The sequence below is a fragment of the Streptomyces sp. NBC_01445 genome (assembly GCF_035918235.1).
Taxonomy (GTDB): Bacteria; Actinomycetota; Actinomycetes; order Streptomycetales; family Streptomycetaceae; genus Streptomyces.
The window spans coordinates 8,046,910-8,058,808 of the sequence record NZ_CP109485.1 but is presented as its reverse complement, the minus strand read 5'-3'; the positions used below and the strand labels follow the sequence as shown (position 1 = coordinate 8,058,808).

Annotated in this window: 11 protein-coding genes; all 11 read right to left on the bottom strand. The window is 69.4% G+C overall.

Annotated elements, in window-relative coordinates; all coding sequences use genetic code 11:
• Positions 1–40 precede the first annotated feature (40 nt).
• Complete coding sequence (locus tag OG574_RS36700) at positions 41–2,641, bottom strand: RelA/SpoT family protein (RefSeq protein WP_326776707.1); 2,601 nt, start codon at positions 2,639–2,641, stop codon at positions 41–43.
• Between the two features lie 169 nt (positions 2,642–2,810).
• On the bottom strand, positions 2,811–3,350 hold the full coding sequence (locus OG574_RS36695; RefSeq protein WP_326776706.1) for an adenine phosphoribosyltransferase: 540 nt from the start codon (positions 3,348–3,350) through the stop codon (positions 2,811–2,813).
• A complete protein-coding gene (gene secF, locus OG574_RS36690; protein WP_326776705.1) occupies positions 3,347–4,468 on the bottom strand; it encodes a protein translocase subunit SecF in 1,122 nt (373 codons plus the stop codon). Before secF ends, OG574_RS36695 begins: the two co-directional genes overlap by 4 nt.
• A 1-nt stretch (position 4,469) precedes the next feature.
• A complete protein-coding gene (secD, locus tag OG574_RS36685; RefSeq protein WP_326776704.1) occupies positions 4,470–6,251 on the bottom strand; it encodes a protein translocase subunit SecD in 1,782 nt (593 codons plus the stop codon).
• A gap of 139 nt (positions 6,252–6,390) precedes the next feature.
• Complete coding sequence (gene yajC, locus OG574_RS36680; RefSeq protein WP_100596995.1) at positions 6,391–6,891, bottom strand: preprotein translocase subunit YajC; 501 nt, start codon at positions 6,889–6,891, stop codon at positions 6,391–6,393.
• 165 nt (positions 6,892–7,056) lie between these two features.
• Positions 7,057–8,130 carry a Holliday junction branch migration DNA helicase RuvB gene (gene ruvB, locus OG574_RS36675; protein WP_326776703.1) on the bottom strand — a complete coding sequence of 358 codons (1,074 nt, stop codon included), beginning with the start codon at positions 8,128–8,130 and terminating at the stop codon, positions 7,057–7,059.
• Positions 8,131–8,182: 52 nt separating this feature from the next.
• On the bottom strand, positions 8,183–8,791 hold the full coding sequence (ruvA, locus tag OG574_RS36670; RefSeq protein ID WP_326776702.1) for a Holliday junction branch migration protein RuvA: 609 nt from the start codon (positions 8,789–8,791) through the stop codon (positions 8,183–8,185).
• On the bottom strand, positions 8,788–9,336 hold the full coding sequence (gene ruvC / locus OG574_RS36665) for a crossover junction endodeoxyribonuclease RuvC (RefSeq protein WP_326776701.1): 549 nt from the start codon (positions 9,334–9,336) through the stop codon (positions 8,788–8,790). Before ruvC ends, ruvA begins: the two co-directional genes overlap by 4 nt.
• Positions 9,337–9,440: 104 nt before the next feature.
• A complete protein-coding gene (locus tag OG574_RS36660) occupies positions 9,441–10,193 on the bottom strand; it encodes a YebC/PmpR family DNA-binding transcriptional regulator (RefSeq protein ID WP_326776700.1) in 753 nt (250 codons plus the stop codon).
• Between the two features lie 75 nt (positions 10,194–10,268).
• Entirely contained in the window at positions 10,269–10,874 is a 606-nt protein-coding gene (gene pdxT / locus OG574_RS36655) for a pyridoxal 5'-phosphate synthase glutaminase subunit PdxT (RefSeq protein WP_326776699.1), read from the bottom strand.
• Positions 10,874–11,722, bottom strand: a complete 849-nt coding sequence (pdxS, locus tag OG574_RS36650; protein WP_234374648.1) for a pyridoxal 5'-phosphate synthase lyase subunit PdxS — start codon at positions 11,720–11,722, stop codon at positions 10,874–10,876. The genes pdxT and pdxS overlap by 1 nt, the downstream gene beginning before the upstream one ends.
• Positions 11,723–11,899 lie beyond the last annotated feature (177 nt).

The following is an 11,899-nucleotide window of genomic DNA, read 5'->3' as shown; positions in this document are numbered from 1 at the left end:
CCCGGCGCTGAGCGCCGGGGGCCCTTCCCATGTCTGTCGGTTACGGTCTGCGCGCCGACGTCACGCGGTAGACGTCGTAGACGCCCTCCACTCCCCTGACCGCCTTCAGGACGTGGCCCAGGTGCTTGGGGTCGCCCATCTCGAAGGTGAAGCGGGAGGTGGCCACCCGGTCGCGGGACGTCTGCACGGCCGCGGACAGGATGTTGACGTGCTGGTCGGACAGGACCCTGGTGACGTCCGAGAGCAGCCGAGAGCGGTCGAGGGCCTCCACCTGTATGGCGACGAGGAAGACCGAGGACTGCGTGGGCGCCCACTCGACCTCGAGGATCCGCTCGGGCTCACGGGACAGCGACTCGACGTTCACACAGTCGCTGCGGTGCACCGATACGCCGCTGCCGCGCGTGACGAAGCCGATGATGGGGTCGCCGGGGACGGGCGTGCAGCAGCGGGCCAGCTTGACCCACACGTCCTCGACGCCCTTGACGACCACGCCGGGGTCGGCGTTCGCCCGGCGCTTGGAGCGGCCGCGCGACGGGGGCGCGCTCTCGGCGATGTCCTCGTTGGCGGCCTCCTCGCCGCCGAGGGCCTGGACGAGCTTCTGGACGACGCTCTGCGCGGTGACGTGGCCTTCGCCGATCGCCGCGTACAGGGACGAGATGTCGGGGTAGCGCATCTCGTGCGCGAGCGTGACCAGCGAGTCGCCCGTCAGGATCCGCTGGATCGGCAGGTTCTGCTTGCGCATGGCGCGGACGATGGCGTCCTTGCCCTGCTCGATCGCCTCGTCGCGGCGCTCCTTGGAGAACCAGGCACGGATCTTGTTGCGCGCCCGGGGCGACTTGACGAAGCCGAGCCAGTCGCGGGACGGGCCCGCGCCTTCGGCCTTGGAGGTGAAGACCTCCACCAAATCGCCGTTGTCCAGGGTCGATTCGAGCGGAACGAGCCGCCCGTTGACCCGTGCTCCTATGGTCCGGTGGCCGACCTCGGTGTGGACCGCGTACGAGAAGTCCACCGGGGTCGCACCGGCCGGCAGCGCTATGACGTCGCCCTTCGGCGTGAAGACGAAGACCTCGTTGCGAGACAGGTCGAAGCGCAGGGACTCCAGGAACTCGCCCGGGTCCTCCGTCTCCTTCTGCCAGTCGAGCAACTGGCGCAGCCACGCCATGTCGTTGAGGTGGTCGTCCTTGCCCGTGCTCTTCGGGGCGTCGGAGCGCACCTTGGAGGCACCGGCGACGGCCTCCTGCTTGTACTTCCAGTGGGCCGCGATGCCGTACTCGGCGCGGCGGTGCATGTCGAACGTACGGATCTGCAGCTCAACGGGCTTGCCGTTGGGGCCGATCACCGTCGTGTGCAGCGACTGGTACATGTTGAACTTGGGCATCGCGATGTAGTCCTTGAACCGGCCGGGGACCGGGTTCCATCGCGCGTGCACCGTGCCGAGGGCGGCGTAACAGTCCCTCACCGTGTCGACAAGGACACGAATGCCCACCAGGTCGTAGATCTCCGCGAAGTCACGGCCGCGGACGATCATCTTCTGGTAGACGCTGTAGTAGTGCTTCGGGCGGCCGGTGACGGTCGCCTTGATGCGGGCGGCGCGCAGGTCGCTCTGCACCTCGTCGGTCACTATGGCGAGGTACTCGTCGCGCTTGGGCGCGCGCTCGGCCACCAGACGCACGATCTCGTCGTACATCTTGGGGTAGAGGATCGCGAAGGCGAGGTCCTCCAGCTCCCACTTGATGGTGTTCATGCCCAGGCGGTGCGCCAGCGGGGCGTAGATCTCCAGCGTCTCGCGGGCCTTCTTCTCCTGCTTCTCGCGCTTGAGGTACCGCATGGTGCGCATGTTGTGCAGGCGGTCGGCGAGCTTGATGACCAGGACGCGCGGGTCCTTGGCCATCGCGACGACCATCTTGCGGACGGTCTCGGCCTGCGCGGCCTCGCCGAACTTGACCTTGTCCAGCTTGGTGACGCCGTCGACGAGCAGGGCGACCTGGTCGCCGAAGTCGCGGCGCAGGGTGTCCAGGCCGTACTCGGTGTCCTCGACCGTGTCGTGCAGCAGGCCCGCCATCAGCGTCGCGGGGTCCATGCCGAGCTCGGCGAGGATCGTCGTCACCGCGAGCGGGTGCGTGATGTACGGGTCGCCGCTCTTGCGCTTCTGACCGCGGTGCCAGCGCTCGGCGACCTGGTAGGCGCGCTCGACCTGGCGCAGCGTGGACGTCTCGATCTTCGGGTCGTTGCTGCGCACTATCCGCAGCAGGGGCTCGAGAACGGGGTTGTACGGGTTCGAGCGCTGGACGCCGAGACGGGCGAGGCGGGCGCGGACGCGGTTCGAGGAGCCGGAGCGGGCGGGCTGGCCCGCTGCGGGGCGCACCACGGGCGGGGTGGGCGGCGCGGCAGGGGCGACAGGGGCCGGGGCGGCGGCCTCGGGGCCGGGGGCCGGGCGCTTGTCGGCGGGAGGCTTGGGGCGCGGCTGCTGCTCGGCCGCCTTGCCGCCCGGCGTGCCGGCGGCGCTCTGCCCGGTCTTCCCGGGCTTCGCGGGCACGACTGCGGCAGCCGCGGCCTGGTCGGCCTTCTGGTCGGGCTTGGCGGCTGTGGGTACCCCCACGCGCTCGGCGCTGGGGGAGAGTGGCTTGGCCTCGTCTGGCAACGGCGCTCCTCGTGCGCGACGGGTCCCCCGTTCAGGTCCCGGAGAGCCCATGGTATCGACACTGGGCCGCTCCCTCGCCTTCGGCCGGTGGGACGGCTTTCAACTGCGGAAACGCAAAAGGCGGGCACCGGATTCCTCCGGGCCCGCCTTTACGCCTGTGACCAGGTGTTCAGACCATGAGCAGTGAGTTCAGCGGGGCGCCGTCGAGGGCCGGGAGCAGCCGCTCGCGGCCGCTCAGGAAACCCAGCTCCATCAGGACGGCGATGCCGGCGACCTCGGCGCCCGCGCGCCGGATGAGCCGCAGCGATGCCTCGGCCGTACCACCGGTGGCGAGGACGTCGTCGATCACCATGACCCGGTCACCCGCGACCAGGTCCTCGGCGTGCACCTCGATCTCGGCCGACCCGTACTCCAGGTCGTACGACTGGCTGAGCGTCGCCCCGGGGAGCTTGCCGGCCTTGCGTACGGGGATGAAGCCGAGCCCGGCGCGGACGGCGACGGGGGCGCCCAGGATGAACCCGCGCGCCTCCAGGCCGACGACCTTGGTGGCGCCGTTCGCGACGCAGAGCTCCGCGAGGGCGTCGGTGAGTGCCGTGAAGGCCGACGGGTCCGCCAGGAGCGGGGTGATGTCCTTGAACATCACACCCGGCTCCGGGTAGTCCGGCACATCGCGGATTCGGCTGAGCAGCAGCTCCTTGATGTCGGTCATCGACGCTTCCCCGAGGGCCGCCCGCGGCCCCGGTTGCGCGACGCGGGCTGGTGCCGCGGGCCGACGACCGCGGTCGCGGCCTCGTCGTCCGACGGGTCGTCGTAGTCGTCGTCCTGCGGCTCCGGGGCCTCGGCGGACTCGCCCTTGGCGGCCGCCGACGCGCGCTTGGCGAGCACGCGCTTCTTCAGGGCCTTGATCTGCGGTTCGCGTTCCTTGAGGTCGGCGACGAGCGGAGTGGCGATGAAGATCGACGAGTACGCACCGGCCGCGAGGCCGACGAACAGCGACAGCGAGATGTCGTTGAGCATGCCCGCGCCGAGGAAGCCGCCGCCGATGAACAGCAGGCCCGCCACCGGCAGCAGCGCGACGATCGTGGTGTTGATCGAACGCACCAGCGTGCCGTTGATGGAGCGGTTGGCGACCTCGCTGTACGTGAAGCGGGTCTGCTTGGTGATGTCCTTCGTGCCCTCCTTCAAGGAGTCGAAGACGACCACCGTGTCGTAGAGCGAGTAACCGAGGATGGTCAGCAGACCGATGATGGTGCCCGTGGTGACCTCGAAGCCGACCAGCGCGTAGATCCCGACCGTGATCGTGAGGTCGTGGATCAGTGCTACCAGGGCCGCGATCGCCATGCGCCACTCGAAGGCGATGGCCAGATAGATCACCACGAGGATCATGAACACGATCAGGCCGGTCCATGCCTTGTTGGCGATCGTCTCGCCCCAGCTGGGTCCGACGAGGTCGGCGTTGATCTTCGCCTCGGGGACGTTGAGGTCCTTCGAGAGTGCGGTCTTGATCTGGTCGGACTTCGCGGTGTCCACGCCGGAGATCTGGATGCGCAGACCGCCGGTGCCGAGCTCCTGGACGATCGCGTCGTGGCTGGAAGCCGCTTCGGCGGACCGCTCCGCCGTGCCCGCGGAGACGCTGGTCTTCGGGGTGGTGAAGACCGCGCCTCCCTCGAACTCGATGCCCATGTTCAGACCACGCACCGCCAGGCCGACAATGGCCGTGATGGTGATCAGGATCGAGATGCCGTACCAGATCTTGCGCTTGCCGATGAAGTCGTAGCCGACTTCACCGCGGATGAGCCGGGCGCCGAGATGGCCGAGCTTCGACATCTCACGCCTCCTTCGTGTCGACAGGGCCTACGGGAGAGCCGGGAGCACGGCGCGTGCGGCGCAGTGGCGGCTTGGCGCCGAGGCGCTTCGGGTCGAGCCCGGACCACGGGTGTCCGCTCGCGAAGAACTTCTTGCGGGCCAGGATCGTCATCAGCGGCTTGGTGAACAGGAACACGACGACCACGTCGAGCACGGTGGTCAGGCCGAGCGTGAACGCGAAGCCCTGGACCTTGCCGACGGTGACGACGAACAGCACCGCGGCGGCGAGGAACGACACGAAGTCGGAGACCAGGATCGTGCGCCGGGCTCGCGGCCAGGCGCGCTCGACGGAGGGCCGCAGCGAGCGACCCTCACGGATCTCGTCCCTGATGCGTTCGAAGAACACGATGAACGAGTCGGCCGTGATGCCGATCGCCACGATCGCGCCGCAGACCGCCGGCAGGTTCAGCGCGAAGCCGATGGCCGGGCCGAGGAGCGTCATGATCACGTAGGTGAGGATCGCGGACACCATGAGCGAGGCGAGCGCGATCAGCGACAGGCCGCGGTAGTAGACCACCAGGTAGATCACGACCAGCAGGAGGCCGATGGCGCCGGCGATCAGGCCGGCGTGCAGCTGCTCGCCGCCGAGGGCCGCGGTGACCGTCGTGACGCTCTGCTCCTGGAAGGAGAGCGGGAGGGCACCGTAGGACAGCACGTTGGCGAGGTCCTGGGCGGACTGCTGGTCGAAGCTGCCGGAGATCTCCGCGCTGCCGCTCAGGGTCGAGCTGACGCTGGGAGCCGAGACCACGTCGCCGTCGAGCACGATGGCGAACTGGTTCATCGGCGGCTGCTGCTGCGAGAGCTTGCTGGTGATCTTCGCGAACTTCTTCGAGCCGCCGCCCGTGAAGTCCATGTTGACGACCCAGGCGCCGGTCTGCTGGTTGATCGTGGCCTGCGCCTTGTCGACGTCCTTGCCGTTCACCTCGGCGGGGCCGAGGACGTACTTCTCCCACTGGCCGGACGAGTTCTTACCGCACGCCACGGCGGGGTCCTCGGGCTTGACGCCCGACGCGACCTGGCTGCGGGCGGCCTTGTCGGTGCAGTTGAGGTCCGTGAACTTCTTCTGCAGTGCGGCGGTGGCCGGGTCCGGGGTGGAGCTGGCCGAGGGGGTGGGCTTGCCGCTCGCGGAGGCGCTGGCGCTCGGCGACGGCGAGGAGTCGGCCTTCAGACCGTCGGTGACGGCGCGGCCCTGCGAGGTCGCGGACGAGGTCGGCGAGGCGGTCGGCGTGCTGGACGCCTTGCCCTTGCCGCCGTCCGTGGCCTTGTCGGTCGCCTTGTCGGTGGCCTTGCCCTTGCCCGAGCCGGAAGGGCTGGCGGAGGGCTCGGGAGTGGGCGCACCGGCGGCCACGGTGAGCACGGGGCGGAAGTAGAGCTGGGCGGTAGTGCCGACCTGCTCGCGCGCCTGCGCCTCGTTCGTCCCCTTGGGGATGTTGACGATGATGTTGTCGGAGCCCTGGGTCTGGACCTCGGACTCCGTGACACCCAGACCGTTGACGCGGCGCTCGATGATGCTCACGGCCGTGTTCATGTTGGTCTGGTTGACCGCGTTCTTCTGACCCGGCTCGCTCTTCGCCTTGAGCGTGATGCTCGTACCACCGGCGAGGTCGATGCCCAGGCGCGGCGTGGTGTGGCCGGACAGGAACATCCCGCCGGTCAACGCCACCATCGCGATCAGGATGAAGGCCAGTGTGCGGCCCGGCCTGCTCTGGGCGCCGTGACTTCGGCCCTTCTTGGGTGCTGCCACCTTCTCGTTCTCCCTCTCCATCCGTCCCGCAGCGGGGTACGTGCCCGGACGGCCATGAAATGGTGTCGAGAATCCGTGCGGAAATCACACGTCCGGGACCGCGGAGCGCGAGCGGGCGCGCGCGGTCCTGGGGGCGTGACTACTTCGCGTCGGACTCGCCGTCGGTCTTCTTCGGCTCAGCGCCGTCGGCCTCGGAGGCTACGTCAGTGGCAGCAGCCTCGTCCTTCTTGTCGAGGTCGATGCGCGAGTCGTCCGAGGCGTCGGCGGGCTCGTCGGTCTCGGTGAGGGAGGAAGCGTCGTCCGGCACGACCGCACCATCGGCGCCGAGGGCGTCGTGGTCATCGTTGTCGTCACTCTCGGTGCCGTGGACGATGCGGTTGTACTCGTCGTCGGCCAGGACGGCGCCGATCGAGTTCTTCGCGTAGACGGCGTGGACGCCGGGGGCCACCTCCAGAAGGACCATCTCGTCGTGGACCTCCTTGACGGTGGCGTACATGCCCCCGATCGTGCGGACGCCGGAACCGGGCTGCATCTGGTCCCGCATCTGGCCTGCCGCCTGCTGCTTCTTCTTGGCGGAGCGGGTCATCAGGAACATGGCCCCGATGAGCACGATGAACGGGAGGAGGGTCACGATATTCACGGGACGGAAATTCCTTCGCACGACCGCGCACGTAGGCGGCCAGTTGGATGGGGGTGGGCACGCCGTCCACATGGGCGGCATCGGCGGAGTCTAAGCGAGTCCGCACTCAAGGAACAACGCTCAGCATGGCACCGGGGTTCCTGACCTGGCGACTACCCTGCGCGATCACGCCCCGAACAGGTCCCCTTGTCCGCTTGTTCCCCTTGTCTGCTGGGGCGGCGTGAGGCCGAGGTGGGCCCAGGCCGCGGGCGTGGCGACCCGGCCTCGCGGCGTACGGGCGAGCAGACCTTCTCGTACGAGGAAGGGTTCCGCGACCTCCTCGACCGTCTCGCGCTCCTCCCCCACGGCGACCGCGAGGGTGGAGAGTCCGACGGGGCCGCCGCCGAAGAGCTTGATCAGCGCTTCGAGGACGGCGCGGTCGAGCCGGTCGAGGCCGCGGCCGTCCACCTCGTAGACGCCGAGGGCCACCCCGGCGATGTCACGGGTGATGTGGCCGTCGGCCTTGACCTGCGCGTAGTCGCGGACCCGGCGCAGCAGGCGGTTGGCGATACGGGGGGTGCCGCGGGAGCGGCCGGCGATCTCGGCGGCGCCCTGAGGGTCGATCTCCACGTCGAGGAGGTTCGCGGAGCGGTGGATGACGCGCTCCAGCTCGGCCGGCTCGTAGAACTCCATGTGCGCCGTGAAGCCGAAGCGGTCGCGCAGCGGCGGGGGCAGGAGGCCCGCGCGCGTGGTGGCGCCGACGAGGGTGAACGGGGGCAGCTCCAGCGGGATGGCCGTGGCGCCGGGGCCCTTGCCGACGATGACGTCGACCCGGTAGTCCTCCATCGCCATGTAGAGCATCTCTTCGGCGGGGCGGGACATGCGGTGGATCTCGTCGAGGAAGAGGACCTCGCCCTCCTGGAGGGAGGAGAGGATCGCGGCCAGGTCGCCGGCGTGCTGGATGGCCGGGCCGCTGGTGATCCGGATGGGGGCGCCCATCTCGGCCGCGATGATCATGGAGAGCGTGGTCTTGCCGAGGCCGGGCGCGCCGGAGAGCAGGACGTGGTCGGCGGTGGCGCCACGCGCGCGTGCCGCCCTGAGGACCAGGTCGAGCTGCTCGCGGACCTTCTCCTGGCCGATGAACTCGCCCAGGTCCTTGGGGCGCAGGGCGGCCTCGACCGCCTGGTCCTCGCCGTCGGCGACAGAGCCCACGAGCCGCTCGGTGTCGGGCGTCGCGTCGGTCGTGTCGTCCCAGTTCATGAGGTGTGCCTCGCGGTGGTGGTGGTTCGGGCGGGGAGCGGGCGCGGCCCGGTCAGCGGGTGCGGTTCAGCGTCTGGAGCGCGGCCTTGAGGAGCTTGCCGACCTGCGGCGTGCCGCCCTCCTCCTCGGCCTGCGGGGCGACGGCCTCGATGGCCTCGTCGGCCTCGCGCGTGGCGTAGCCGAGCCCGATGAGGGCGGCGTGCAGCTGGTCGCGCCAGCCTGACGTCACGGGGGCGCCCACGCCCGTACCGGTGCCGAGGGGCGCACCGAGCCGGTCCTTGAGTTCGATGAGCAGCTTCTGGGCGCCCTTCTTGCCGATGCCGGGCACGGCGGTGAGCGACTTCTCGTCACCGGAGGCGACAGCGCCGCGCAGCGCGTCGGGGCTGTGCACGGCGAGCATCGCCTGCGCGAGGCGCGGGCCGACGCCGCTGGCGGTCTGCAGCAGCTCGAAGGTCTGCCGCTCGTCGTCGTCGGCGAAGCCGTACAGCGTGAGCGAGTCCTCGCGTACGACGAGGGAGGTGGCGAGCTTGGTCTGCTGGCCGATGCGGAGGCCGGAGAGCGTGTTCGGAGTGCACTGGACGGCCATGCCGATGCCGCCGACCTCGACCACCGCGGTGTCAGGGGCGAGCGCGGCCACCGGGCCGCTGACGAAGGCGATCATGCGATACGGCCTTTCGGTGCTGTGGTTGATTTCGATGCGTGCAGGGCGACAGCCTGCTGGAGTCTGTTCTGCGCGGGGGCGCGCCAGATGTGGCAGATGGCGAGAGCCAGAGCGTCGGCCGCGTCGGCGGGCTTGGGAGGAGCGTCCAGTCTCAGCAGGCGCGTCACCATGGCGCCCACCTGAGCCTTGTCGGCCCGTCCGCTGCCCGTCACGGCGGCCTTGACCTCGCTGGGCGTGTGGAGGGCCACAGGGATGCCGCGGCGGCTGGCGCAGAGCATCGCGACCGCGCTCGCCTGGGCCGTGCCCATGACCGTCCGCACGTTGTGCTGGCTGAACACCCGCTCCACGGCGACGAATTCGGGCCGGTACTCGTCCAGCCACTGCTCGATGCCCTGCTCGATGGCGACGAGGCGGTGGCCCAACTCCGCGTCGGCCGGGGTCCGTACGACGCCGACACCGCGCATCGTCAGAGGCCGCCCCGCGACCCCCTCGACCACGCCGACACCGCACCGGGTCAGCCCCGGGTCCACGCCGAGTACGCGCACCCCGCCCCTCCTTCGATAGCCAGTTTGTGCAGGCTATCGGGTACCGCTGACAATGCGACGGGCCGACGGGTCTGTGTCCCGTCGGCCCGTGCGCTGCCTGCGTGTCAGGCGTCGACCTTCTCCATGACCTCGTCGCTCACGTCGAAGTTGGCGAAGACGTTCTGCACGTCGTCGCTGTCCTCGAGCGCGTCGATGAGCTTGAAGATCTTGCGGGCGCCCTCCTCGTCCAGCTCGACCTGCATGGTCGGGACGAAGTTGGCGTCGGCCGAGTCGTAGTCGATGCCGGCCTGCTGGAGCGCGGTGCGCACCGCGACCAGGTCGGTGGCCTCGCTGAGCACCTCGAAGGACTCACCGAGGTCGTTGACCTCTTCGGCACCCGCGTCGAGCACGGCACCGAGGACGTCGTCCTCGGACAGCTCACCCTTGGGGACGATCACGACACCCTTGCGGTTGAACAGGTACGAGACGGAGCCGGGGTCGGCCATGTTGCCGCCGTTGCGGGTCATGGCGACGCGCACGTCGGACGCGGCACGGTTGCGGTTGTCGGTGAGGCACTCGATGAGCACCGCGACACCGTTGGGACCGTAGCCCTCGTACATGATCGTCTCGTAGTCGGCGCCACCGGCCTCGAGGCCGGCGCCGCGCTTGACCGCGGAGTCGATGTTCTTGTTAGGGACCGAGCTCTTCTTGGCCTTCTGGATGGCGTCGAAGAGCGTCGGGTTGCCGGACACGTCGGAGCCACCCGTGCGGGCAGCGACCTCGATGTTCTTGATCATCTTCGCGAAGAGCTTGCCGCGCTTGGCGTCGATCACGGCCTTCTTGTGCTTCGTCGTAGCCCATTTAGAGTGGCCGGACATCTGCCTGTCTCCTTCGCGTAACCAACCCAGTACGAACTCCCCCTGGCCTCAAGGGCCGGGGGACCCCCCGAGATCCTACAAGGACCCGGCCACCTGCTTCGCCCGCACCATGTCGACGAACAGTGCGTGCATCCTGTGGTCGCCGGTCAGCTCGGGGTGGAAGGACGTGGCAAGGGCGTTTTCCTGCCGTACAGCGACTATGTGCCCGTCGTACTCCGCGAGTACTTCGGCACGGGCGCCCACCGACTCCACCCAGGGGGCGCGGATGAAGACGCCCTCCACGGGGTCGCCCTCCACGCCGCGTACGTCGACCGCCGCCTCGAAGGACTCGTTCTGACGTCCGAAGGCGTTGCGGCGCACGATCATGTCGATCCCGCCGACCGTCTCCTGGCCCGAACGCGGGTCGAGGATCTTGTCGGCGAGCAGGATCATGCCCGCGCAGGTGCCGTACACCGGCATGCCTTCACGCACGCGCGCGCGAAGGGGCTCCATGAGCCCGAACAGGACGGCCAGCTTGGAGATGGTGGTCGACTCACCGCCGGGCAGGACGATGCCGTCCACCTCGGCCAGTTCCTCGGGCCGCCGCACGGGCCTGGCCACGGCATCCGCCGTGGCCAGGGCGACGAGGTGCTCCCGTACGTCGCCCTGGAGCGCGAGGACGCCCACTACGGGAGAGGTCATTACCAGCCCCGGTTCGCGTAGCGCTCGGTCTCGGGGAGGGTGTCGCAGTTGATGCCGACCATGGCCTCGCCCAGGTTGCGCGAGGCGTCCGCGATGATCTTGGGGTCGTCGTAGAAGGTGGTGGCCTTCACGATGGCGGCGGCGCGCTTGGCCGGGTCGCCGGACTTGAAGATGCCGGAGCCGACGAAGACACCCTCGGCACCGAGCTGGCGCATCAGGGCGGCGTCGGCGGGCGTGGCGACACCACCGGCGGAGAACAGCACCACCGGCAGCTTGCCGAGCTCGGAGACCTCCTTGACGAGCTCGTAGGGGGCGCGCAGCTCCTTGGCGGCGGCGTACAGCTCGTTGTTGTCGAAGCCGCGCAGCTTGGCGATCTCGTTCTTGATCTGGCGCAGGTGGCGGACGGCCTCGACGACGTTGCCCGTGCCGGCCTCGCCCTTCGAGCGGATCATGGCCGCGCCCTCGGCGATGCGGCGCAGGGCCTCGCCCAGGTTGGTGGCGCCGCACACGAAGGGGGTCGTGAACGCGAACTTGTCGCTGTGGTTGACCTCGTCGGCCGGGGTGAGAACCTCGGACTCGTCGATGTAGTCGACGCCCAGCGACTGCAGGACCTGGGCCTCCACGAAGTGGCCGATCCGGGACTTGGCCATGACCGGGATGGAGACGGCCTCGATGATCTCCTCGATCATGTTCGGGTCGGACATCCGGGCCACTCCGCCGTCCTTGCGGATGTCGGCCGGCACCCGCTCGAGCGCCATGACGGCCACCGCGCCGGCGTCCTCGGCGATCTTCGCCTGCTCGGCGTTGACGACGTCCATGATCACGCCGCCCTTGAGCTGCTCGGCCATGCCGCGCTTCACGCGCGCGGTGCCGGTGGTTTCGACGAACTGGGGGGTGCTGGACACGGGTGACCTCGCTCGGTGGAAAGGGGGGCTTGCTACTCCACAGAGGAAACGCCCCGCGACCAGTCCACATCAAGGGCCAATATCTGACCGGTGGCTCATTCTTCGCGAACGCGCCTGGTC

What these genes read in the sequence shown, in the direction of transcription:
- ruvB (WP_326776703.1), bottom strand. Translation starts at nt 8,130, where the DNA reads ATGAACTGGGACGACACGACCGACGCGACGCCCGACACCGAGCGGCTC.
- pdxT (WP_326776699.1), bottom strand. Translation starts at nt 10,874, where the DNA reads ATGACCTCTCCCGTAGTGGGCGTCCTCGCGCTCCAGGGCGACGTACGG.
- secF (WP_326776705.1), bottom strand. Translation starts at nt 4,468, where the DNA reads ATGTCGAAGCTCGGCCATCTCGGCGCCCGGCTCATCCGCGGTGAAGTC.
- pdxS (WP_234374648.1), bottom strand. Translation starts at nt 11,722, where the DNA reads ATGGCCGAGCAGCTCAAGGGCGGCGTGATCATGGACGTCGTCAACGCC.
- ruvA (WP_326776702.1), bottom strand. Translation starts at nt 8,791, where the DNA reads ATGATCGCCTTCGTCAGCGGCCCGGTGGCCGCGCTCGCCCCTGACACC.
- OG574_RS36660 (WP_326776700.1), bottom strand. Translation starts at nt 10,193, where the DNA reads ATGTCCGGCCACTCTAAATGGGCTACGACGAAGCACAAGAAGGCCGTG.
- OG574_RS36695 (WP_326776706.1), bottom strand. Translation starts at nt 3,350, where the DNA reads ATGACCGACATCAAGGAGCTGCTGCTCAGCCGAATCCGCGATGTGCCG.